General features: G+C 49.7%; 20 protein-coding genes. 4 read left to right on the top strand and 16 right to left on the bottom strand.

All coding sequences use genetic code 11. The features are described from left to right. Nucleotides 1–2 precede the first annotated feature (2 nt). The 4 genes from GVY42_RS13385 to GVY42_RS13370 form a co-directional block, all read right to left on the bottom strand. Nucleotides 3–1,106 carry an LCP family protein gene (locus GVY42_RS13385; protein WP_074037814.1) on the bottom strand — a complete coding sequence of 368 codons (1,104 nt, stop codon included), beginning with the start codon at nucleotides 1,104–1,106 and terminating at the stop codon, nucleotides 3–5. 150 nt (nucleotides 1,107–1,256) lie between these two features. Beyond that, nucleotides 1,257–2,021: a glucosamine-6-phosphate deaminase gene (nagB, locus tag GVY42_RS13380; RefSeq protein ID WP_159563503.1), complete on the bottom strand. Its 765-nt coding sequence runs from the start codon at nucleotides 2,019–2,021 to the stop codon at nucleotides 1,257–1,259. After that, a complete protein-coding gene (gene nagA / locus GVY42_RS13375; protein ID WP_159563502.1) occupies nucleotides 2,018–3,166 on the bottom strand; it encodes an N-acetylglucosamine-6-phosphate deacetylase in 1,149 nt (382 codons plus the stop codon). Before nagA ends, nagB begins: the two co-directional genes overlap by 4 nt. A gap of 119 nt (nucleotides 3,167–3,285) precedes the next feature. Next, nucleotides 3,286–4,644: an MATE family efflux transporter gene (locus GVY42_RS13370; RefSeq protein ID WP_159563501.1), complete on the bottom strand. Its 1,359-nt coding sequence runs from the start codon at nucleotides 4,642–4,644 to the stop codon at nucleotides 3,286–3,288. Nucleotides 4,645–4,684: 40 nt separating this feature from the next. On the opposite strand from GVY42_RS13370, the gene GVY42_RS13365 reads away from it, so the two are divergent. Continuing rightward, entirely contained in the window at nucleotides 4,685–5,458 is a 774-nt protein-coding gene (locus GVY42_RS13365) for a CHAD domain-containing protein (RefSeq protein ID WP_159563500.1), read from the top strand. On the opposite strand, the gene glsA is transcribed toward GVY42_RS13365, so the two are convergent. Beyond that, nucleotides 5,455–6,396 (bottom strand): glutaminase A, encoded by a 942-nt coding sequence (gene glsA, locus GVY42_RS13360; protein WP_159563499.1) that lies wholly within the window; start codon nucleotides 6,394–6,396, stop codon nucleotides 5,455–5,457. The two genes, GVY42_RS13365 and glsA, sit on opposite strands and share 4 nt — an antisense overlap. 48 nt (nucleotides 6,397–6,444) lie before the next feature. Next, nucleotides 6,445–6,609 (bottom strand): hypothetical protein, encoded by a 165-nt coding sequence (locus GVY42_RS16515; RefSeq protein WP_167365524.1) that lies wholly within the window; start codon nucleotides 6,607–6,609, stop codon nucleotides 6,445–6,447. A 61-nt stretch (nucleotides 6,610–6,670) separates the two neighbouring features. On the opposite strand from GVY42_RS16515, the gene hemG reads away from it, so the two are divergent. The 3 genes from hemG to GVY42_RS13345 all read left to right on the top strand — a co-directional run bounded on the left by hemG (nucleotide 6,671) and on the right by GVY42_RS13345 (nucleotide 9,543). Continuing rightward, on the top strand, nucleotides 6,671–8,089 hold the full coding sequence (gene hemG, locus GVY42_RS13355; RefSeq protein ID WP_306462367.1) for a protoporphyrinogen oxidase: 1,419 nt from the start codon (nucleotides 6,671–6,673) through the stop codon (nucleotides 8,087–8,089). Further along, nucleotides 8,086–9,168 (top strand): TIGR04053 family radical SAM/SPASM domain-containing protein, encoded by a 1,083-nt coding sequence (locus GVY42_RS13350; protein WP_159563498.1) that lies wholly within the window; start codon nucleotides 8,086–8,088, stop codon nucleotides 9,166–9,168. Before hemG ends, GVY42_RS13350 begins: the two co-directional genes overlap by 4 nt. Before the next feature lie 72 nt (nucleotides 9,169–9,240). After that, the gene (locus tag GVY42_RS13345; RefSeq protein WP_159563497.1) at nucleotides 9,241–9,543 is read left to right on the top strand and encodes a hypothetical protein; all 303 of its coding nucleotides are present in this window, start codon (nucleotides 9,241–9,243) and stop codon (nucleotides 9,541–9,543) included. A gap of 31 nt (nucleotides 9,544–9,574) precedes the next feature. Here GVY42_RS13345 and clpB read toward each other — a convergent pair whose 3' ends face one another. From clpB to GVY42_RS13295, 10 genes are all read right to left on the bottom strand, one after another. Then, nucleotides 9,575–12,166 (bottom strand): ATP-dependent chaperone ClpB, encoded by a 2,592-nt coding sequence (gene clpB, locus GVY42_RS13340; RefSeq protein ID WP_159563496.1) that lies wholly within the window; start codon nucleotides 12,164–12,166, stop codon nucleotides 9,575–9,577. A gap of 19 nt (nucleotides 12,167–12,185) precedes the next feature. Then, complete coding sequence (locus tag GVY42_RS13335) at nucleotides 12,186–13,055, bottom strand: DnaJ C-terminal domain-containing protein (RefSeq protein WP_159563495.1); 870 nt, start codon at nucleotides 13,053–13,055, stop codon at nucleotides 12,186–12,188. Between the two features lie 141 nt (nucleotides 13,056–13,196). Then, entirely contained in the window at nucleotides 13,197–14,369 is a 1,173-nt protein-coding gene (locus tag GVY42_RS13330) for a CamS family sex pheromone protein (protein WP_074037823.1), read from the bottom strand. Between the two features lie 130 nt (nucleotides 14,370–14,499). Beyond that, nucleotides 14,500–15,978, bottom strand: a complete 1,479-nt coding sequence (locus GVY42_RS13325; protein ID WP_159563494.1) for an LPXTG cell wall anchor domain-containing protein — start codon at nucleotides 15,976–15,978, stop codon at nucleotides 14,500–14,502. A 235-nt stretch (nucleotides 15,979–16,213) separates the two neighbouring features. Continuing rightward, nucleotides 16,214–18,208: an NAD-dependent DNA ligase LigA gene (gene ligA, locus GVY42_RS13320; protein WP_159563493.1), complete on the bottom strand. Its 1,995-nt coding sequence runs from the start codon at nucleotides 18,206–18,208 to the stop codon at nucleotides 16,214–16,216. A 9-nt stretch (nucleotides 18,209–18,217) separates the two neighbouring features. Beyond that, nucleotides 18,218–20,434, bottom strand: coding sequence for a DNA helicase PcrA (gene pcrA, locus GVY42_RS13315; RefSeq protein WP_159563492.1), 2,217 nt, complete (start codon nucleotides 20,432–20,434; stop codon nucleotides 18,218–18,220). 38 nt (nucleotides 20,435–20,472) lie between these two features. Continuing rightward, nucleotides 20,473–21,153 (bottom strand): heptaprenylglyceryl phosphate synthase, encoded by a 681-nt coding sequence (locus GVY42_RS13310; RefSeq protein ID WP_159563491.1) that lies wholly within the window; start codon nucleotides 21,151–21,153, stop codon nucleotides 20,473–20,475. Between the two features lie 89 nt (nucleotides 21,154–21,242). Beyond that, nucleotides 21,243–21,482, bottom strand: a complete 240-nt coding sequence (locus tag GVY42_RS13305) for a hypothetical protein (protein ID WP_159563490.1) — start codon at nucleotides 21,480–21,482, stop codon at nucleotides 21,243–21,245. A gap of 12 nt (nucleotides 21,483–21,494) precedes the next feature. Continuing rightward, entirely contained in the window at nucleotides 21,495–22,877 is a 1,383-nt protein-coding gene (locus GVY42_RS13300; protein WP_159563489.1) for a TrkH family potassium uptake protein, read from the bottom strand. Nucleotides 22,878–22,912: 35 nt separating this feature from the next. Beyond that, entirely contained in the window at nucleotides 22,913–23,218 is a 306-nt protein-coding gene (locus GVY42_RS13295; RefSeq protein WP_015880718.1) for a YerC/YecD family TrpR-related protein, read from the bottom strand. Nucleotides 23,219–23,243: the final 25 nt, after the last annotated feature.

Genomic DNA, 23,243 nt, shown 5'->3' with positions numbered 1-23,243 from the left:
TTTTATTGAGCTTCGTACGTTACCCCGCTCGGGTCTAACGTATACGACTCGAGTTCTGTATCGGACATCGGCTCGACACGATTACCGGCGTCCGCTTGTTGTACACGATAGCGTACTTCTTCAAGAAGCGGTTCGTTCAAGAAATAGTAGAAGTGTCCGTCATCTGCCCGGGCACCTTCTCCAGTCAATTGATATTGCACCGTATTGTGAAGTGCGCCAACATCTTCAATTAAACGCATATAGTCATTCGGTCCAAGTGTCGTCTGCATGTTGTCGCCGACGGCTTTCAAGACCTTGTCGTAATTGTTTAGGAGTGAAGTGCCGAGTGATTGTTCGAGCACGGCATTGATGACTTCCATCTGGCGTTGTCCACGACCGATGTCCCCACGTGGGTCATCGTATCGATTTCGAACGTAGGCAAGTGCCTCTTCACCAGAAAGCTGTTGAAGTCCTTGTTCGATTTGAACTGTCTCACGTGACGCATCGTAACTGTTTTGTTGTGATGAGAACGGAACATCAATCTCAACGCCACCTACAGCATCAATGAAATCAACGAACCCTTGGAAGTTGAGCGAGACGACATGGTCGATTTCAACACCGACTAAATCTTCGATCGTGTTCGTCGCCATCCGCATCCCGTTGTTTGGATTCGATTCATCCATCGAACCAAAGTAGTAAGCGTGTGTGATCTTATCTTGGTCAAGTCCCGTCTTGCCATAAGGAATGTTATATCCCGTGTAGTCAATATTGACATACGAGTCACGCGGGATACTGAGCATCGTCGTCTGCTTTTCTTTCTTGTTTAAAATGACGACAATCATAACGTCCGATCGTCCAAACTCGCCACGCGCTTTCTTCTGTGGCGAAAGGTCTGTCCCTAAAACCAAGAACGTCTCCGTATCTTCTTTATCATAACGAGTCGGCTCAACCGTCGGGTCATCCTCTAATGTGACTTGGGTGCCTGACAACATATTGTGGGCTTTGTAAAACGCTGTACCGTAAATGCTAGATCCAGCAATAATCGCAATCAGCACGAGGGCACTAAATATCTTATAAAACGCAGACGGACCTGTGCGCTGTCTGCGAGCATGTGTTCTAGAATTCATATCGGTCTCCTTCGAGTCAAAATAATGAGCTTCACTCATTATAGAGGAAAGCGAGAAATTTGTCGAAAACGTTTTGATGACAAATTCATTTCTTTACATTTTCCCATAGTTGAACATAGAAAAACCCGCGGAGATGACTCCGCAGGTCCGTTAATCCCGAATGGTAAAAAATCGTGTTGCCGCTTCTTGTCCACGGGCTTGTAAGGATTCCGCACAGTGTGATGCCGCCGCCTCGTCGAGTACGACTGTCACACCAGGATGGGCCTGAAGGATCGTGGCCGGCCAGTCGACCGTCGGTACGCTCTCAATCATGTGCTGCACCGCTTCCGCTTTCCGCTCCCCTGTCGCGACTAGGACGATTTCACGTGCGTTCATGATCGTATCGAGCCCCATCGTGATGGCGTGTGTCGGTACATCTTCTAACCGATCAAAGAATCGACGATTGGCTTCCCGAGTAGACTCCGTGAGTTCGGTCACATGTGTCTTCGCATCGAGCGCTGTACCCGGTTCATTGAAGGCGATATGCCCATTCTCACCAATCCCTAAAAGCTGTAAATCGACACCGAGTGTCCGAACAAGTTCTTCATAACGTGATGCTTCCACTTCCGGGTCCGGCGCGTCCCCTTGAGGGAGGTGACTTTGTTTGAATGGTACCTCATCGAAGAGTCGATCTTTCATGAAGCGGTTATAACTTTGAGGATGTTCGGGCGATAATCCGATGTATTCATCTAAATTGACGCTCGTCACGTGGCTACAGTCGAGCGCGTCCTGTTTAAACATCTGATACATCCCGACCGGTGTGCTACCGGTTGCGAGACCGAGTACGAAGTCATGTTTCCCTGAAATCCGTTCTTTGATTAGCGTATAGGCGATTCGTTCCGCATCGTTCGCCGTCTTTGCGACTAGTACATTCATCTTTGTTCCTCCCGTTCATATACGATTCGACCTTTGACAAAAGTCATCTGAACATGTGTCGTGTCATCCCAAACGACAAGGTCTGCATCAAACCCCGATTTGATGTCTCCTTTTGTCGTCAATCCGAATTCTTTGGCCGCATTCGTCGAAGTCATTTTGACCGCTTCTTCCACCGTACATCCCGTATATGCCTGAATGTTTCGGAAGGCAGCATCCATCGTCAACACACTGCCCGCCAGGTTTCCGGCTTGAAGTCGCGCAGCCCCGTCCGCTACGATGACCGGTTGACCGCCAAGTTCATATTGTCCGTCCGAAAGTCCTTTTGCTCGCATCGCATCCGTGATGACGACAAGTTCATCTGCTCCTTTTAAGCGAAACGCGAAGTCGACCATCTCCGGACGACTATGGATCCCATCCGGAATAATTTCCGCGATGACCCCATCCTCTAAGAGACAATACCCAACCGTTCCGGGTTCTCGATGGTGCAACCCACGCATTTGGTTATAAAGATGCGTCCCGTGTTTGACGCCCGCCTGCTTGTTCTCTTCAAATGTCGCACTCGTATGGCCCGCCGAACCGATTGCACCGGTTTCGCGAAGAACAGCTTCAAACTCACGTGCACCTGGACGTTCCGGTGCATAGGTGACAAGACGGATATGACCGCCGGCAAGCTCTTGCCATTTCCGGAACTGCTCGGCGTCCGGGTCGATAATATATTCTGCCGGTTGTGCACCAGCCATCTCCACGTTGACAAATGGACCTTCCAAGTGGATTCCGATGAGTGTCGTATCCTGCGCTTCAATGACATTTCGGACTGCCTTCAATGCATGCTCAATCGCTTCTTTTGACTGCGTGATCGTCGTCGCGAAAAAGGACGTGACACCTTCCTGTAGCATGTCGTTACTCAATCGTCGAAGTTTTGATTCATCCGCATCCATCGTATCGACTTCATATCCCCCATGGATATGCACATCGATGAGACCCGGTGTCACGAGCGCTCCAGCGACATCAATCACAGGCTCATCCTGTTGTTCAAACTGGTCCATCGATCCAATCTCATCAATCGTTTGACCATTCCATCTGATATATCCACGTTCCCATGTTTGTTCTGCTGACACGATACGAGCATTGATCAATGTCCCCATCGGTTCACCACTCCTTTTTGTTTTCCTCCATGTTATCATATCTGATAAAAGTATAGTTGTATAGACCAATTTTAGATAAATAAAAGATTGTTCACATTTGCGAACAATCTTCTCCTTTTTTATGTCGATTGAACCGTCCCGTAGCGCCGGACAATCCATACTAACCGGAGAAATAACAAGACCGCTCCGGCTGCGAGTCCGGCAATCAAGCCCATCCAATAACCGTCTGGTCCAAATCCGGCGTGCTCTGCCAAGACATACCCGAGTGGTAAACCGATGACCCAATAAGCGACGAGTGAAAGGACGAGCGTGATGTTGACGTCTTTAAAGCCACGTAATATCCCTTGGATCGGTGCCGCGACAGCATCTGACAGTTGGAAGAATACAGCGAAGATCATAAAGTGAGCTGCAAGGTCCACGACCGTCGGATCATTCGTATAAATAGCCGCGACCCGTTCGTTTTGCCAAAACAAAAAAGCACCGGAAAAGATAGAAACACCGAGACAGAGCGCGAGCCCGATTTTTGCATAGCGGACGGCATCCTGCAGTCGTTTCGCGCCAAGCTCATACCCCACGACAATCGTCAATGCGCTCGATGCTGAGAGTGGCAACATGTAAACAAACGAAGCGAAGTTAATCGCCGCTTGGTGAGCCGCGACGATTTGGTCACCGTATGAACTGAGCAATACCGTGACCGCCGCAAAGATGCTGACTTCTGCGAAAATGGCGAGCCCGATTGGCGTCCCAAGTTGTAACAGCTCTTTTTGTCGGAGCCAGACCATTCGTTCGGTCGTCCGTAAAAACTTGTATTCGCGGAACGGCTTCCCGTTTCTCACGAAGAAGAAGGCCATGAAGAAGAGTAGCCAGTACGTGATGCTTGAGGCAATTCCCGCTCCAACTCCGCCGTACGCCGGCACCCCCAGTTTTCCGAAGATGAAGATGTAATTTAATCCGACATTAATGGGTAACCCTAATAGTATGAGGATCATCGAGACTCGCGTCTTGCCCAAGGCATCCATGAGCGTGCGTAACACATTGAACAGGAACATCGGCAAGACACCGAATCCAAGGGCAAGCAAGTATTGCGTCGCGATTCGTTTCCCTTCTACACTGAGCCCCATGCTCTCGATTGCCATCGGCACAAGGAATGAACCCAACGTCAGCGTGATTACGCTTAGCATGATGGCTAAATAGATACCTTGAAACAAGGTTCGTTGAATCTGTTGACGGTCTCGCGCACCAAGCGCTTGCGAAACGATCGGGGCCACCGCCAGCAAGATTCCACTCAGTCCGGTATACACCGGCATCCACAAGCTTGAACCGACTCCGACACCTGCCAAATCGACGGCACCCGCCCGTCCGGACATGACGGTATCAAAAAAGCTAATCAAATAAAAAGACACTTGCGTGACTAAAATTGGAAAGAAAATCGTGAAGAACAGTTTGATTTTTTCGTTTAATGAATGTGTTTGGTACATGGACAACCCTCATCTCTTTTTCAGAAAGGAACTTATAATCATGAATCAACGGCATGCAGAAAAGCTTAAATTTGAACTGTTGGAAACGTGGAACACGTTCAATCACTATGTGACGGAAGCCCTCACCTTCAACAATTCCGAGGATATTCATCGCGCTCGCGTTCATCTACGGAAATTGATCACGTTTATGCAACTATATGAAACGAAGCCGGCGACGTTCCGACAACTCAAACAATTGATGGAGGCACTCGGTCATGTGCGCGACCTCGACGTCCTCATCGAAACGTTTGATTCCAAAACCGAACTCGACCATGCGTTTCTTGAAGCGATGGAGACAGAACGTGCCATCGCACGGACGATCCTTTCGACCCGCGTCAGTGAAAAAATGACCCCGTCGCTCGATCAACAAGTACGTCGTTTCATCGGCGGACCGTTATTTCGTGCGTTCAAAAAAACGAACGCCTCTCCGATGTTAGAAAAGGCGAAAAGCGAGCGCAAGCAACGTGTACGCGTCTATCACGAACAATCCGATGGAAAAGAACAGCTTGAAGCACTCCATAAAGTCCGTTTAGCCGTCAAACGCGAACGTTACTTACATGAGTACTTGCTAAGCTATGAATCGGATGCTTCGATGGACACTGTCCGCACGTTAAAAAAGATGCAAACTGAACTCGGTGATATGAACGACCATGACCAACTGTTAAAGCGTTGGCGCGCCTTCACCCCTCCAGCTGAACTACAGTCTGCATGCGACAGAAAAATTGAAACATTACAGCAGGAACTCGATGCATCCGTGGAGCACCTCTCGATTTAGCGCGAAGTATAGCGCTCAATCAGTAGTTCCAACAACTTCATTCCGGCAATCGAGTTCCCTTTTGAATCAAGTGCCGGGCCAAATATGCCAAACCCAACGTTATTCAAGTCCAGTTCGTGGTTCCCGACCGCCAAGATGGCACCCGATACCCCACTTTTTCCCGGAAGACCGACCCGGACAGCGAACTCACCCGATGCATCATACATGCCACACGTCGTCATGATGGCCTTGACGATTCGGACGACCCGACGTGGAATCAACTCTTCGCCCGTATCCGGGTCTTCTCCATTCCCTGCAAAGACACGCCCGATTCGCGCCAAATCAAAACAATCAATCTCGATGGCACACTGTTTCGTATACACATCAATGATCTCATCGACGTCTCCATCCACAATTCCATGATGACGCATGAAATAGAGCAGGGCACGGTTCAAGTCGGTCGTCTCGTATTCAGAGCGGGCGACTTTTTCGTCGTACGTGACCTCCTCGACCGAGCGATTTAACAACGTCGCTAAAAACTGGCGGAACTGATAGATTTTGAGTTCTGCCGTCTCCCCCAAAATCATACTCGTCACCGCTAACGCTCCGGCGTTGATCATCGGATTCAGTGGTTTTGACGGGACCGTTTCCTCGAGTTTGGCGATGGAGTTGAATGCGTCCCCCGTCGGCTCCATCCCTACTTTCGAAAAGACATAGTCCTCCCCGAACTCCATCAATACATAACAAAGTGTGAGCGCCTTCGATACGCTCTGAATCGTAAACTTGTGATGAACATCCCCCGCGTGAATATACGTACCATCCGGCAAACAAATCGCCACCCCGAGTAAATCGTTTTTCACATGTGCGAGTTCAGGGATATAGTCCGCCACTTTCCCTTGAGCCGTGTACGGACGACACTCATCAACCAAGTGGTTCAACTGTTGTTCGAGTACATTCATTCCATCACCTCATGTTCCATCAAATTTCAACCGGGTCATCTTATCATATTATCCGTCTGGTGGTCCATCATCTTTATACCAGTCCTCATCCGCCCAAATCATCGGTGGACTTTCCTCATCTCCAACCAACTTTTCTCCATGTCGATTCATCGCCACAATAAACCCAATTATGCCTACCATCACAAGAGTCGCAACGATGAGGAAGGAAGCCATTCCATCGTCCCCTTTCGAATTCGTGACAAATTTGTCTAGAAGTCCGTGACACTTATCCTATATCTCCGTCAACATTCTCGGTACCGTTAAGACGACAACAATTTCAGAGAAATGGGTGAATCAATTGAATCGAATCGCGATTATCGGAGGTGGCATCACCGGACTTGCCGCAGCCTATTATGCCAAAGAAGCCGGAGCTCATGTCACATTGATTGAGGCGCAGGACCGTCTCGGTGGAAAAATTAAGACCATTTATCGGGATGGTTTTACGTTAGAGACTGGACCCGACGGTTATATGGCACGAAAGCCGACCTTGACATCACTTATTACAAGTCTAGGTCTCGCAGATCAACTCGTCCGCTCCAGAACCGGGACTTCTTACATTTACGTACGGAAGCAACTGAGACAGATGCCGGCCGGGTCGGTCATGGGCATCCCGACTAAGTTTTGGCCGATGGTCAAAACGGATCTCTTTACTTGGAGAGGAAAACTTCGCGCCGGATTCGATCTCGTGATTCCACGCGTGTATGCAGGAGAGGATATCTCGCTCGACCGTTTCTTTCGGACGAGACTTGGCTCAGAAGTAGTTGATACAATGATCGAACCGCTTCTGTCAGGGATTTACAACGGGACACTCGATGACATGAGCATCGAGTCTACTTTCCCTCAGTTTATCACGATTGAACAAAAAACTCGCAGTCTGATTCTCGGAATGAAAGCACTCACTCCTCCCGTCCAAGCTGGTGTAAAGCCGTCCGAGACTGGTAAGTTTCTGTCGATTGAGCAAGGACTCGGAGCACTCGTCGAGGCGCTCCGTCCGTCGATTGATCGACTCATGTTAAAGACGGTCGTTCAATCCGTTCGACCTCATGAAGTCACATTTGCCGATGGGACGATCGAACAGTTTGATGGCATCATCATGGCCACATCGCCGCATGCACTCGGACCTTTGCTCGGATTCCCGGAAGCCGAACGTTTGTCATCGTTAAAACGTACCTCTTCGATGACCGTACTCGCCGCCTTCGACGAGTCAGAAGTGGATGCGTTAGATGGAACCGGCTACGTCATCGCCAAATCGGAAGGAAACGCTTTGACCGCTTGTAGCTGGATGCATAAAAAATGGCCACACCTAGCACCTAAAGGAAAAGCATTGCTCCGCATGTATATCAGTTCAGAACATGTCCCGTCCCTGCTCCATGAAGAGGATGATCTAATCGCAAACTTCGCTTTAGGCGAACTTCGACGCATTCAAAAAGTCGGGACTCCCCTCTTCACGAAAGTCGAGCGACACATTCAAACGATGCCACAGTATGAGGTCGGTCATAAACAGGACGTCCGCGCGTTCGAAGAAGCACTTTTGAAGTGGGACGGCGTCGAAGCGTGTGGCGCCATTCTCCATGGGGTCGGATTACCTGACTGCGTCGATTCCGCCAAACGGGCGGTCGATCACTTACATCTTCGACAGGCGGTGACGGTATGAAACGTATCGACTATAACGAGAACCCGTTCATCGTCATTTGGGAAGTCACACGGGCCTGTGCGCTCTCCTGCGTCCACTGCCGGGCAGAGGCACAATTTCATCGTTACGAAAACGAACTCGACACGGAAGAAGGGAAGGCATTGATTCGCGAGATTCATGCGATGGATAACCCGATTCTCGTCTTTACGGGCGGTGATCCTCTCATGCGTGAAGATTTATTTGAATTGACCGCATATGCTTCCTCCCTTGGGATGCGCGTCTCGATGACACCTTCAGCTACAACTCGTGTAACTCACGATGCCGTGAAACGGGCAAAAGCAGCTGGTTTGTCACGTTGGGCCTTCTCCATTGACGGACCGGACGCCGTGACGCATGACTACTTCCGCGGTACACGTGGCAGCTTCGACCGTACCATTCGAGGAATCTCATATTTCCGAGAAGAAGGGATGTCATTTCAAATCAATACGACGGTGACCGAATACAATGTCGATCGATTACCGGAAATGGCGAAGCTCGTAGAATCCCTCGGTGTATCCGTCTGGACGCTCTTTTTCCTCGTGCCGACCGGACGCGGATCCCTGTTACAACCCATTACACCAGAGCGACATGAGGAAGTATTGAAATGGGCGTTCTCCATACAAGAGACGGCACCCTTCATCATCTCGACGACGGAAGCCCAATTTTATCGGAGAGTCGCCCGCCAAGAAAATCAGCGACGCCGGGCAGCAGGACTCCCTCCAATCGGACATCCACATGACGATTTGGCAAAAGCCCCTCGTGGGACAAATGACGGCAACGGATTCGTCTTTATCTCACATACAGGGGACGTACAGCCGTCCGGATTTTTACCAATCACCTGCGGAAACGTCCGAACGACACCTCTCGCCGATATTTATCGCCATCATCCGACATTCAAGGCGCTACGTGATCCGGATAGTCATCACGGAAAGTGTGGGTATTGCGAGTATCGTTATCTATGTGGTGGTTCGCGTGCTAGAGCCTATGCGGTCACAGGTGATTTCAAAGAATCAGAACCGTACTGTATCTATCAACCAGAACGTCCTCTCGTGTCACAATAACGATTCCCATTTATTCCCTCTTCGTGTAAGATTGGATTATATGAATCTGATGGTGAGAAGGGAGTCATATAGGTGCAGTCATTACCGATTGATGGATTGTTCTATATTGGGTTAGGTACAATTTTCATTGTTACGGCTTTACTTGGGTTCGGAATCAAGCAATTGACGAAACAAGGCATGGCGGGATTTTTTGTTCTCCTCGCAACGAGTCTTGGCTTTTTCTTTTGGCTACTGCTCTGGTTCCAAGAAGCGACCCGTGCCAGCTTCATGGGAACAATTCCATGGTTATTCAACTCATTTTTCGGGACGGTACTCTACCTCATTTTTATTGGGATCAGTTATTTGATTTTGAGAAGAAGATGTCGGCATACATAAAAGAGGAATCCGATTTTGGATTCCTCTTTCTTTATGCATTGACTGTCGATGGGCGTAACGTCAACGCCCCGTTCTCGACATCGATGATGACCGTTTGCCCATCCTCGACATCTCCAGCGAGGATGCTACGGGCAAGTTTCGTCTCAATCGTCCGTTGTACATATCGGTTGATCGGTCGCGCACCAAATTGAGGTTCATATGCTTCGTCAGCAACGAACGTTTTGGCTGCATCGGTGATGTCGATATGAATCGAGCGTGTCGTGAGCCGTTCGCTCATCCGTCCGACCGCCTTTTCGACGATTTGACCGATTTGATCTTTCGTGAGCGGATGGAACAGAATCGTTTCATCGACCCGGTTCAAGAATTCAGGACGGAAATGACGACGGAGTTTGTCGAGCACTTGACGCTCTTCGTCCTCATCAATCACGCCATCTTTCGCCGCTTCGAGCAAGATGTCCGCCCCAATGTTCGACGTCATGATGACAATCGTATTTTTGAAGTCGACGATGCGCCCGTGCGAATCGGTCAATCGACCATCATCGAGCAATTGTAGCAAGATATTGAAGACGTCCGGATGCGCTTTCTCGACCTCATCGAGTAAGAGAACCGAGTACGGGTTACGACGAACCGCTTCCGTCAACTGTCCACCTTCTTCGTAACCGATATAGCCAGGAGGGGCACCGACGAGACGCGATACGGCATGTTTCTCCATATATTCACTCATATCCAGTCGAACGATATGGTCTTCTGAATCAAACATCGCTTCCGCGAGCGCTTTCCCGAGTTCTGTCTTCCCGACCCCCGTCGGTCCGAGGAAAAGGAATGAACCAATCGGACGGTTTGGATCTTTGATGCCAGCACGTGCTCGAATGACTGCATCGCTGACAAGACGAATCGCATCATCTTGTCCGAACACACGTTTATGCAAGACCGCTTCTAGATTGAGAAGCTTATCCCGCTCTCCTTCTGTCAGTTTCGTCACCGGGATGCCCGTCCATTTCGAGACGACCTCGGCGATTTCTTCTTCCGTCACTTCTTCACGCACGAGTTCACGCGTCACCGAACTCGCCAACTGTTCCGCTTCTTCTAGTTCCCGCTCAAGTTCCGGGATTCGTCCATATTTCAGTTCCGAGGCCCGGTTCAAATCATAGCGACTCTCTGCCTCTTGTAACTCGAGACGTACTTTCTCTAGGTCTCCACGGATTTGTTGTACGCGGTGCGTCGACTCCTTCTCATTCTCCCAACGGAGACGTAACGAATCAGACTGTTCACGGATAGAAGCCAATTCCTGTTGAAGCGCCTCAAGTCGCTTCATGGAAGCGGCATCGCTCTCTTTTTTAAGCGCCGCCTCTTCGATTTCAAGCTGCATGACCCGACGGACCAATTCATCAAGCTCAGCTGGCATCGACTCCATCTCTGTTCGAATCATCGCACACGACTCGTCGACGAGATCAATCGCCTTGTCCGGCATGAAGCGGTCCGTGATATAGCGATTGGATAGCACAGCCGCCGCGACGAGCGCGTTGTCATGGATGCGTACCCCGTGGTGAATCTCAAAGCGTTCTTTTAAACCGCGCAAGATGGAAACCGTATCCTCGACATCCGGTTCAGCGACAAGTACTTGTTGGAAACGCCGCTCAAGGGCCGGGTCCTTCTCGATATATTGGCGATACTCGTCGAGCGTCGTCGCGCCGATACAATGCAGTTCGCCTCGGGCGAGCATCGGTTTCAACATGTTACCGGCGTCCATCGACCCCTCAGACTTCCCTGCACCGACAATCGTGTGAAGTTCATCGATGAAGAGGATGATGGTGCCTTCCGCTTCTTTCACTTCGGACAAGACGGCCTGTAGACGTTCCTCGAACTCTCCGCGATATTTCGCACCGGCAACGAGGGAGCTCATATCGAGGCTGAAGATGGTTTTGTCTTTCAAACTTTCCGGTACATCTCCACGAACGATGCGCTGGGCGAGCCCTTCGACAATCGCTGTCTTCCCGACCCCTGGTTCTCCGATGAGGACAGGGTTATTTTTTGTTTTTCGACTTAGGATTCGAATGACACGACGAATCTCACTGTCACGTCCGATGACAGGATCGATTTTACCTGTCTTCACTTCTTGAATGAGGTCGCGTCCGTATTTCGTCAAGACATCATAAGTCGCTTCAGGCGACTTCGATGTGATGCGACGGTTCCCACGCACAGCGACAAGCGCATCACGGAGTCGTTCTTCGGTGACACCTTTCCGTTCGAGCATCGTCTGTGCCTGACTGCTGTTCAACAAAATACCGAGTAGAATATGTTCGACCGATACGTACTCATCATTCATCCCCGTCGCTTCTCGTTCCGCAGTCGTCAAGACGCTTAAGAGAGAGGCTGAAATCATCGGTGTCGTCGGGTTTTGGAGTTTCGGCGCATGTTTCAGAGAAAGCGCGACTTCTCCTTCAATCTCTGACACGTTGATCTCCATTTTTTGAAACAGCAACGGCGCAATCCCGTCCGTCTGTGAAATCATTGAGGCCAATACATGCCACTCATTGATTTCGCTATGATGATACTGTTTCGCTAACGCTTGTGAACTGACAATGCATTCATGTGCTTTATCGGTGAAACGATTAAAGTCCATCACGATTCCTCCTTATCCATTAACGTTCGATTTTTTCATATACAGCCCGGTACGTCTCATCAAGCGGCAGGTCGACTTCGAGCTGCACGAACAAGTCCGACCGTACTTTCGAACCGGTCATGACACCTCGGCCCGGAATACGCATCCGTTGTCCCGGACGGCTTCCCGGTTTCACTTTCAACTTCACGCGTCCCCCGTCGAGTGTCGCAATGATGACGCTCGTCCCGTCTAAAAACTCAAGCGGTCGCAAACGCTTCACTGTCACGATATGCTCTCCTTCGCGACGATACGTATCGTCATCGGCAAAGTGAAGTTCGACATATACATCACCTCGGTTTCCCGATTGTCCGCCCCGGCTTCCCTTTCCTTTCAAGCGCAACTTCTGACCTTCATAAGCACCTTGTGGAATTTTGACGTTCACGGTACCCGTTTGAAGACGCAGACTCACTTTCGACTCTTTCGTCAATTGACTAAGCGGGATGTTGACACGAACGGTCTCATCCAAGTCTTCGTCGACCGCTTGGTCAAAGAAGCTTCCGAACATATCTTCAAACCCGAACGTCCGCGAAGTCGTACGTGACCCCCCGCCGAATTGTCGGAAGAGATCCTCGAATTGAGATGAGCCTTCCCCGTAAGCCTCCCCACCGCCTCCGAACCCTTGTCCGAATGACGGTCCATCTGGGCTACCATATCGATCATAGTTCGCCTTCTTCTCCGGGTCGCTCAACACGTCGAACGCCTCTTGAATCGATTTGAAGCGATCCTGTGCCCCAGGATCTTTATTGACGTCCGGATGGTATTGTTTCGCCAGTTTCCGGTATGCGCGTTTAATCTCCTGCTCGGTCGCTCCTTTGGAAACACCAAGCTCATCGTAATAGTTTTTAGCCATATGGATTCACCTCACCTTTCCCTTTCCCGTTTCTGTTAACTCTATTCTACTCATTTGGTCAAATAAGGTCAAAGATTATCCTTTCACTTTTCATACGAAAAAAAGAAGAGATTCGTTTCAAAAAAACGAACCTCTCCTCCTTTAGAAGTATACTTTCGGACTATCCATTCCGTCCTCGAACACGATGGTCACTTCAGGGTCTCCACCGAGGGATGTCACGTTAATTCGAACCGGAACGTTCCGATTATATTCCCAACGGTTTTCAAGCAAGCCGACAACGTGTTGTGTGAATCCGACGAGCTCAGCGCGACTGTAAAACTGAATCGGGATATCAATCTCCATTCTCGATAAATCTCCATTCTGATAAAAACCTTTCCCGATCATCCCGCTATAGTCCGGGAAAAGGTCTGCGATCCGATCGCTGAAGAGCGTAAACTTCTGAGCGTCCTCGCGTACGTCAGACGTCGCTGATGTCGACGGGAAGTAGTAGTACTTCTCATCGATCGCTTTCCAGTCGTCCGATTTGACCTGATCCGCCGTCCCAACGAAAGCCGATTTGATATAGTTCCCCGGTGTCGGTGAACCTTGTGTCGATTTCATATAGAGCGCGACATTGATATCGAGATCCTTGAAGTCTTCCCGCTTCCGTAATTGGGAGACGAGCTCGTTCGCCATACGTTCCCCTTCTGCGATCACTTTCTTTTGATCGAGTTTGACGGTGTACGTCGGACCATAGTTCGGTGCTTGGAAGACATACTCACGGTTCAATATGAGTGCAAACGATACGCCTCCAACCTGATACCCGCTGTCCTCTTTCGTCATGTAGTTCTGTTCGACAATGGAAGCTAAATAAAGTGGTGACTTCTTGTTCGCATCGACAAACTTGTCGTCTTCGACTTCTGCCTTGCCATCCGCATATGCCGGGTTCAAGGGTGTCAATCCTTCATTACTTTTATCTTTCCGTGCAAGTAAACGGGACACATCCTCCGCGTTCAACAGCTGTCCCTCTTGATAAGCGAACTTTTCCGGGTCGAACGCGTCCGTTGAATGACGCATGAGACCGAGTTCGACTTCTTCGAGTTCTAACGATGAACTGACTTGACGTTGGGCGAGACCTCTCGCCGCCGCCGGTTTGAACGGAATGACCATCTGGTAATAAGAGTCACGGGCTTCGATCGCTTGTGTGACGCCTTCGGCCGCTGTTTCGTCCCCTGTTGGTGTCGCTTCTTCTTCACCCATCGGTATTTTCATTGAACATCCGCTCAACAATAGCGCAGAGGCGATTGTCGGGATGACGAGTTGTTTCCATTTCATCTATGTCTAGCTCCTTTGAACATCGTTTCCTATTTCACTTTGTCCATTATAACAAAATCGTTCCACGAAAAAAGTATCGAAGCGGAATCAGAACAAATCCCTTCTCGCATGAACGAGAAGGGATGTCGATTTATGGTTTCGTTGACGGGTGGTTGCGACGAATCAACAGTAGGAGTCCTGACGCGAAGAGAAGTGTACCGAGCATGACGTGCCATAGATCATCCGCTTCGCCTGTCATCGGAAGTACGCCTTGTGCGTACGGATCGGCTTCATCGATGTGCTCGACTCGTTTCGCTCCACTCTCTTTGACAACGACTGTCACAGCAGGTGGTGTGGTTTTCACCTCTGTCTTCTGTTTGTTAGCGTCTTGTTTCGGCTCTTCTTTTACCGGAACAGGTTGCTTCACTGCTACCGGTACGTCGACAGAGTGAGTAACCGCAATCCCTTCATCCACCTCGAAGGTGAATGTGGCACGTTGAATCAATTCAGCCCCAGCTCTCATATCATAAGATGTGAGGAGCGGAAGCTCAAACGAGAACGTCACTTCTTCTTCCGGACCGAGACCGTCTCTGAAGGCAGGAATCGCTTCGACCAGCTCTGCGAATCGTTGATTTGCCAGGTGTTGTTCTTCTTTTGTCAAGGCACCGCTTGGCCATGTAAGAACTGCTTTCGCTAAAAACAGGGTGACTCTCGAAGGATTGGTGATCGTATACGTATAGCGAACGGGCTCTCCCGGTTGAACGGTCGCTTTCTCAACCGTTGCATTCACGGTGAAGTCTGGTGTTTGCAAAAGGATAATTTGTTGACTTTCTGACGTGACAACCCGGTCGAATTCATCCACTCCGGTCACCCGAAAGACACTGCCGATCTCAGGATGAGCGTCGAACGAATATCCGGTCTGAATCGCTAAAACTTCTGTCACTTCCACCCGTTCCCCCGGCAAGAGACCGTCTTCTCCTATTAATTCATGCAAACGATCAAATACGTGTTGATTGAACGATTCGATTGATTGATGATCGATGTCTCCGCTCACGTACTCATGAGAGAATTCTGTCACCGTCATCGGCGTTTCTCCTGTGTTTTCTACAATGAACGTATACGATATTTCGCCTCCGACAACGGCTCGGTCGACTGCGGCGATGTTGATTGCTTCAACGGCGAGCTTCGGTAACGTCGGTTCAGTCGTCGGCTCTTCGACGACTGGTTCTGGTTCAACCGGTGGCGTCACCTCTTCTGATGGGTCTGGTTCTGTGACTACAGGCGGTTCCTCCACTTCGACATGATAGGCTTCCGTGACAGTGTTTGGAGAAAACGTATACGGTACACCTTCCGCATCGTAGAGCGTGATGAGGTCAATCAACGAGTCGTCTACTACTTCCGCATCAATCATAAATCGCCAAACGTCAGCTGATTCACGGACCCCGTAATACGTGATTCCTTCATAGACGAGACTTGATTCATATAATGTTTCGCTTTCCTCATCTGTCAAATTCACTTGGATATACCGGAACGTGGTCGTGTCCGCTTTGGCGGTGGGCACCCCAAATAAGGTTGAAAGGAGCATGAGGATGGTAAATACGGCAACGAAGCGCTGGATGTTGTGTGTCATGATGTTGGTCCCTCCTCTAAGGTGAAAACAAGCGCTCGAATCGCAATCGTTCCGATGACGACGTTCACCACGTAGAGGAATGAGAGGAATGTGTGTGTGAAAGTCATGGTGTCAAAGGGTTCTCTCGCAAAAATATATTAGCATTTTGATTTAGTTAATCTATACCCCGCGAACGCATGTGCGAACCTGCTCAATCCCAATTATTTCCGAAAAAAACGTTCGCCGAAGCGAACGTTTATGCTTGTTCCTTTAAAAAGTCGAGCAGCTTGGCTTCATCCCATACTTCGATTCCGAGAGATTCGGCTTTCGCCAGCTTCGAACCTGCCTTTTCACCGGCGACGAGCAAGTCTGTGTTTTTACTCACGCTCCCTGTCACACTCGCGCCGAGGAGTTCAAGCTGCTTCCCAGCCTCGCCACGTGTCATCTCATGCAATTTCCCCGTCAATACGACTGTCTTCCCAGAGAGCGGTGCCCCTTCAGTCGTTGGACGCTTCATTCCTTTGAATGATAAGTTCACACCTGATTCCGCCAATTCTTTGACGAGTTCACGTGCTTCTGGTTTTTCGAAATAGAGGACAATCGATTCGGCCATCTTCGTCCCGATGCCATCGATGGATGTCAACTCTTCGACTGTCGCAGCGATGATTGCATCCATCGTCTCGAACCGTTCTGCAATTAAAGAAGCGGCCTTTTGTCCGACGAGTCGAATCCCGAGGGCAAAGAGCACCCGTTCCAATGAATTTTGCTTCGATTGTTCGATTGCTGAGAGCAAGTTCGTCACTGACGTCTCGCCCATGCGCTCGAGTCCAAGTAAATCATCTCGGTCCAAGCGATACAGGTCGGCCACATTATGGACGAGCCCTGCTTCGTGAAGCTGCGTGATCACTTTCTCGCCGAGCCCGTCGATGTTCATCGCTTGTCTCGACACGAAATGGATGAGTCCTTCAAGCAGTTGAGCCGGACATTCCGGATTGACGCAACGATGATCCGCCTCTCCTTCGAGTCGAATCAACTCCGACCCACACGCCGGACAATGCGTCGGGAATTCAATCACTCGCTCTTCCCCACTCCGTTCACTCGCCAATGCCGATACGACGGCCGGAATGACGTCTCCTGCTTTTTTGATGACGACTCGGTCACCGATATGAAGATCTTTTTCCTTTATAAAATCTTCATTGTGAAGCGTCGCATACGTCACGGTCGAACCTGCCACAGAAACCGGGGCAAATCGTGCCCGTGGTGTGACCTTCCCCGTACGACCGACACTGAAATCGACGTCCTCGATCGTCGTCACGACTTCTTCTGCCGGGAACTTGTACGCGACGGCCCAGCGCGGACTTTTAGCGGTGAAACCAAGTTGTTCCTGTTCTTCATACCCGGCCACTTTAATGACGATCCCATCAATTTCATATGGGAGGTCACTCCGTTTCGTCACGTATGTCTCAATGTAATCCCACAGTTCATCCGCCGTCTGGCATGTTGTATAATCTCCGCTCACTGCGACACCAAGTCGTTTCAAATAATCGAGTGACTCGTCATGTGACGCGACGAGATCGTCTTGCGACACCAAACCGTATGCGAAGAACGCCAAATTTCTTGACGCCGCAATTTTTGAGTCGAGTTGTCGAAGTGAACCGGCAGCAGCGTTTCTCGGATTTGCGAAAAGTGGCTCGCCGATACGTTCTCGTTCATCATTCAATTGTTCGAACGAACGTTTCGGCATGTACGCCTCACCTCGCACTTCAAACGTCACGTCCTCATTTAATCGGAGAGGGATGGAACGAATCGTCTTCAAGTTTTGCGTGATGTCCTCACCCGTCGTCCCGTCCCCGCGCGTCGCACCACGGACGAGACGGCCATTCTCATATTTTAACGAGACAGCGAGACCATCAAATTTGAGTTCTGCCACGAATGTCGGCGTGTAGCCGAGATCTTTCTCGATTCGCTCCACCCACTCGACGAGTTCCTCTTTCGAGAAGACGTTGCCGAGCGAGAGCATCGGCGTGTCGTGTGTCACTTTGACAAATGCGTCGAGCGGAGCCCCTCCGACGCGTTGCGTCGGGGAGTCCGGTGTTCGAAGTTCAGGATAATCGGTCTCGATTTGAATCAATTCGTTCATTAATCGGTCATACTCCGAATCCGGCACGCTCGGGCGGTCGAGTACGTAATACTCGTAACCATATTGATTTAACGTTTGACGTAGCTCTTCTACGCGTTCTGCCATCTCCATATCCTCACCTCACGCTTTTTCGATAGGGGCAAATTTAGCCAACAGGCGCTTGATCCCGACTTCTGGGAATGCGATGTCGACTTCGAGTTGGTCGCCTTCACCACGTGTCTGCACGACCGTCCCTTGTCCCCATTTTTTATGATTCGCTTTGTCGCCGACATTCCAGCCGACCGTTTCGGCACCGGACGATTGGGCGAGTTTCGGCTTCGGTTTCGAACTAAAGCCATTCACCGGTAACTTCCCTGGTGACTCGACCGGGTTCCATGGCATTGGTTTTCTCGCCTTACCGGACCGCTCCAACAACGTTTCCGGCAACTCATGCAAGAATCTCGACTCCGGGTTGTTTTGGAAGCGACCATATAGCATCCGTGACTGTGCACGTGTCAAATAGAGACGCTTCTCGGCACGGGTGATTCCGACATACGCGAGACGACGTTCTTCTTCCATCTCTTCCTCGTCGTTCAAGGCACGGCTGTGCGGGAAAAGTCCTTCTTCCATTCCAATCAAGAAGACGACCGGGAATTCAAGTCCCTTCGCCGAGTGCAACGTCATCAACGTGACTTGATGCGACTCATCGACTTCATCGAGTGAATCGAGGTCTGAGACGAGCGTCAAATCGGTAAGGAAGGCGACGAGCGTCTGTTCATCGCTCTCTTTCTCAAAGTTTTGGGCGACCGACAGAAACTCTTGCAAGTTCTCGAGTCGGCTTTCCGCTTCAAGCGTCTTCTCGATTTTGAGCATCTCTTCATATCCTGTCTTTTTCAATACCTCTTCGACGAGTTCTGAAATGGAGAGATAGTCCGCCATCTGCCGTAAATCCAACATCATTTGGCGGAAGTCCGCGAGTTTCGTCGCAGTGCGTGGGGCGATGCCTGACAATTCGATGTCACGAATCGCATCCATAAGTGAGACGCCTTGCATATCTGCAAAGTCACCTAGTTTATCAATCGTCGCGGCACCGATTCCGCGTTTCGGCTCATTGACGACGCGAACGAACGAGATGTCCTCATCCGGGTTGGCGATCAATCGCAAGTATGCGAGGACGTCCTTGATCTCTTTTCGCTCATAGAACTTCGTCCCGCCGACCATTTTGTATGGGATGTTCGACTTGAGGAGCATCTCCTCGAGTCCACGTGATTGAGCGTTCGTCCGATAAAGGACCGCCATCTGTCCGTAGTCCATCCCTTCCATCTTCAGCTCTTTCATCTGGTTCATGATGAAGAACGCTTCGTCGCGATCGTCCGATGCGACATGGAGCAACAGTTTCTCTCCTTCGTCATTTTCAGTCCACAAGTTCTTATCTTTACGGGAAGCGTTGTTTTGAATGACACCGTTCGCCGCCTCCAAAATCCGTTTCGTCGAACGATAGTTTTGTTCGAGCAAGATGACATGGGCGCTCGGATAATCTTTCTCGAACGTCAAGATGTTGGCGATGTCGGCACCGCGCCAACGATAAATGGACTGATCCGAGTCCCCCACGACACACAAATTCTCGTGTGCCTGCGCGAGAAGTTTGACGAGTGTATATTGGGCACGGTTCGTATCCTGATACTCATCGACATGGATGTACTTAAATTTTTTCTGATAGAACGCCAACACATCCGGCGCTTCTTGGAATAAGTGAATCGTCTTCATAATCAAATCGTCAAAGTCGAGAACATTATTTTGTTTCAACTTTTTCTCATACGCTGTGTAGACGTCCGAGATGATTCGCTCGTACGGATTGTTCCCGACGAGGGCAGCCGCATCTTTCGCCGTACGCAGCTCATTTTTATGATTTGAAATCATCCCGAGAAGGGTACGCGGTTCGTACTTCTTCGGGTCGAGGTTCAATTCTTTCAACACCTGTTTGATCGCTGTCAATTGATCTGAGGCATCTAAAATAGAAAAGCTCCGGTCATAGCGGATGCGATCGATATCACGTCGTAAAATCCGGACACACATGGAGTGGAATGTAGAAATCCAAATGTCCTCGGCGACACCACCCACAAGACGCGCAATCCGATCTTTCATTTCTCGTGCTGCCTTATTCGTGAACGTGATCGCTAAAATGTTCCACGGTGCCACTTGCTTCGCCGCCATCAAATAGGCGACACGATGGGTCAAGACACGAGTCTTCCCAGACCCTGCACCCGCCATAATCAACAGCGGGCCATCCGTATGCTTCACCGCTTCTGCTTGTTCCGGGTTCATCCCTTTGACTAATTCTTCGCTAAGATTATACATAATTGTTTCCTTCCTTGTTCCAAACGTTTGTTCTTATTTTATCGGAGTGCTCGTACAGTCGCAAGTGCTCCAGCTAAGTCTTCATAAATGATATTGCCGACAACAATCGTGTCGACATGTGCACCCATTAATCGTGCCGTCTCTTCTCCCTCGATGCCACCACCGTAAAAGAGATGTGCATCAGGTAACGCCAAACGAATCTCTTTGACGACATCAGGATTCCCGAGTCGTCCACTATATTCGATATAGAGCGAGGGAAGACGGAACAAGTGATGTCCAACTTCCGCGTATGCCACGGACTCTTCGATCGTCAAATCGCATCGTGCTTCCGTCACGTCAGCGACTTTCGCGTCCGGGTTCAAGACGAGATACCCTTGAGCCGTTACAAGACGGGCATCAAAGAAATGGCCGTATCGTTCAAACGCACGAGCATGATGTCCAATGATCCATTCCGGAGTTCCTGCATTCAGCACGGTGGGCACGAAATAATGATTGAATCCGTGGATGACTTGACTAGGATGACTAATCTCAAGTGCGATTGGAATCCCAGCATCTCGGACTCTCGCATATAGCGCAAATGTATTCTCTGCATCAACCCCATCCGTTCCTCCAATCAAAAAGGCGTCGGTCCCAGAATGGATGAGGGCCTCGAGCGCCTCATCTGTGAGCTCCTTATTTGGATCTAGTTTAAACACATGTCGCCACGTCTGAAATTCCAACTCATTCCCTCCTATCGAATCCTTCTCTAGTTTATCGATTTTTTTCCTCCCGTGCATCTCCCCAACAAAAAAAGACTTGCCGAAGCAAGTCACGAACGTGCCGTACGATTCCGATTCCGTTCCCGATCCGTCAACCATTTCGCAACAAGCAAGGCGAATAGACCGTAAACGGGGACGAACCAGAGCGGATTCGCTAAAAAGAATCCGAGCACTGGTATGTCAAGGAGCGGCGAGTCCGGTGAACAGAGTGCCGTTCCATTGACGATGGCGATAAACGGAAGAACCGGAACAATAAAGACGTATCCGAAGTTGATCCAAAATGCTTTCATATGACAATCTCCTTATCCTAAGATGATTGATTCTTTCGGATAGTTATACATCCGCTTCGGTTGTCTCCGTTGCAGGATGAGAATGAAGGCGATGACGCCGATCCGACCGATGAACATGAGAATCGTCAACACCCATTTTCCAACGTTACTAAATTCGGAGGACAATCCGACGGATAGGCCCGTCGTCCCGAACGCAGAACACGCCTCGAATAAGATTCGTGTCAACGAAGCATCCTCAAAATAAGCCATGACCATGACACCTGATAGTAAAACGGCAAGCGAGACCGTAATGATAACGAACGCTTTCCAAATATCTTCAAGGACGATTTCACGACCGAAAATTTTGATGGACGAGTCCCCGCGAATGAATGCGATGACAGCGAGAACGGCTACAGCAAACGTCGTCGTCCGAATCCCCCCACCGACAGACGATGGAGACGCCCCGATGAACATAAGGATGGACAGAAGCAACATGCTCGCTTCAGAGAACAAATTGACATCTACCGTCGATAGACCACCATTTCGTGTCGTCACGGATTGGAACAACGAATCCGAAAGTGCCAACCAGAGCGGCAAGTCTTTAAAGGCATTGTTGTATTCAAAGATGAACAAGCCGACCGTACCGACGGCAATCAAAATAAAGAAGGTCGAAACCGTCAATTTCGTGAACAACGAGAATCGACTTGGGAACGTATGACGTTTTCGAGTGATTCGGCTCACCAAGTACGTTCGAATTTCTACAAGCACTGGGAATCCGATGGCACCACCGGTCATGAGCGCGATTTGTGTAAAGATGACGAACGGGTCCTCACGGAATGGTGCGAGCGAACTTCCCGTAATGTCAAACCCGGCATTCGTCGTCGCACTGACCGACCCGAACAATCCTTGCAAGAAGGCTTCTCCGGCGGTATCAAAATAATTTAAGTAATGGACCCCGAGCAAGACGGCACCGACCGCTTCGATGGCGATTACGGTAATCACGATTTCCGTGATGTATTTGACGATACCAGACATCGACGTCTGGTTTTGGTCACGTAAAATCAGTTGCCGCTCCCTGAACCCAATTCGTTTCCCAAGTAAGATCCACATGATGACGTGCAAACTGATCAATCCGACACCGCTCACTTGGACGATGAACAGGATGATAAATAAGCCGAACGTGGAGAAAGTATCAGTGACTACAATCGGTGATAGTCCCGTGACACTGACACAGCTCACCGCAAAGAAGACAAGATCGGTAAATGTGATCGTCACTCCGGGCTTGTGGGCGATTGGTAAGGCGAGAAGCAAAACTGATAAAATCGCTGCCGCACTATAAATTAATACGAGTGTTTGAACCGGTGTTAAATTTCGAAAGAACAATTGTAAGTTCTGTTTCATGAATTTCTGTTGCATCTCGCCCCTCCCCTCCATCAAAAACAAGATGACTCTTACGAGTCACCTTTTGTTTGTTGTAGACGTTCAAGAGCGAGATCGTATCCGCCTGTCCCATAGTTCAAGCATCGCTTCACACGTGAAATCGTGGCCGTTGAGGCGCCTGTCGCATCCTCAATTTTATGATACGTGTTTCCTTCACGAATTTGCCGCGCCACTTCAAGTCGTTGCGCAAGTGCCTGAATTTCATTAACAGTCGCTAAATCTTCAAATAATTGATAACAGTCTTCGAGTGTCTCGAGCTTCAAAATCGCTTCAAACAATTGATCAAGCTCTCGACCTCGTAATTTATCGAGTTGCATCCGCAAGCATCCTCTCTACTCATAC

Origin of the sequence: Exiguobacterium sp. 8A (genome assembly GCF_902506275.1) — a bacterium.
In the GTDB taxonomy this organism is placed as follows: domain Bacteria; phylum Bacillota; class Bacilli; order Exiguobacteriales; family Exiguobacteriaceae; genus Exiguobacterium; species Exiguobacterium profundum.
The sequence above is the reverse complement of the archived record's forward strand: the minus strand, read 5'-3'. Positions and strand labels throughout refer to the sequence as shown.

What these genes read in the sequence shown, in the direction of transcription:
- GVY42_RS13385 (WP_074037814.1), bottom strand. Translation starts at nt 1,106, where the DNA reads ATGAATTCTAGAACACATGCTCGCAGACAGCGCACAGGTCCGTCTGCG.
- nagB (WP_159563503.1), bottom strand. Translation starts at nt 2,021, where the DNA reads ATGAATGTACTAGTCGCAAAGACGGCGAACGATGCGGAACGAATCGCC.
- nagA (WP_159563502.1), bottom strand. Translation starts at nt 3,166, where the DNA reads ATGGGGACATTGATCAATGCTCGTATCGTGTCAGCAGAACAAACATGG.
- GVY42_RS13370 (WP_159563501.1), bottom strand. Translation starts at nt 4,644, where the DNA reads ATGTACCAAACACATTCATTAAACGAAAAAATCAAACTGTTCTTCACG.
- GVY42_RS13365 (WP_159563500.1), top strand. Translation starts at nt 4,685, where the DNA reads ATGAATCAACGGCATGCAGAAAAGCTTAAATTTGAACTGTTGGAAACG.
- glsA (WP_159563499.1), bottom strand. Translation starts at nt 6,396, where the DNA reads ATGAATGTACTCGAACAACAGTTGAACCACTTGGTTGATGAGTGTCGT.
- GVY42_RS16515 (WP_167365524.1), bottom strand. Translation starts at nt 6,609, where the DNA reads ATGGCTTCCTTCCTCATCGTTGCGACTCTTGTGATGGTAGGCATAATT.
- GVY42_RS13350 (WP_159563498.1), top strand. Translation starts at nt 8,086, where the DNA reads ATGAAACGTATCGACTATAACGAGAACCCGTTCATCGTCATTTGGGAA.
- clpB (WP_159563496.1), bottom strand. Translation starts at nt 12,166, where the DNA reads ATGGACTTTAATCGTTTCACCGATAAAGCACATGAATGCATTGTCAGT.
- GVY42_RS13335 (WP_159563495.1), bottom strand. Translation starts at nt 13,055, where the DNA reads ATGGCTAAAAACTATTACGATGAGCTTGGTGTTTCCAAAGGAGCGACC.
- GVY42_RS13330 (WP_074037823.1), bottom strand. Translation starts at nt 14,369, where the DNA reads ATGAAATGGAAACAACTCGTCATCCCGACAATCGCCTCTGCGCTATTG.
- GVY42_RS13325 (WP_159563494.1), bottom strand. Translation starts at nt 15,978, where the DNA reads ATGACACACAACATCCAGCGCTTCGTTGCCGTATTTACCATCCTCATG.
- ligA (WP_159563493.1), bottom strand. Translation starts at nt 18,208, where the DNA reads ATGGAGATGGCAGAACGCGTAGAAGAGCTACGTCAAACGTTAAATCAA.
- pcrA (WP_159563492.1), bottom strand. Translation starts at nt 20,434, where the DNA reads ATGTATAATCTTAGCGAAGAATTAGTCAAAGGGATGAACCCGGAACAA.
- GVY42_RS13305 (WP_159563490.1), bottom strand. Translation starts at nt 21,482, where the DNA reads ATGAAAGCATTTTGGATCAACTTCGGATACGTCTTTATTGTTCCGGTT.
- GVY42_RS13300 (WP_159563489.1), bottom strand. Translation starts at nt 22,877, where the DNA reads ATGCAACAGAAATTCATGAAACAGAACTTACAATTGTTCTTTCGAAAT.
- GVY42_RS13295 (WP_015880718.1), bottom strand. Translation starts at nt 23,218, where the DNA reads ATGCAACTCGATAAATTACGAGGTCGAGAGCTTGATCAATTGTTTGAA.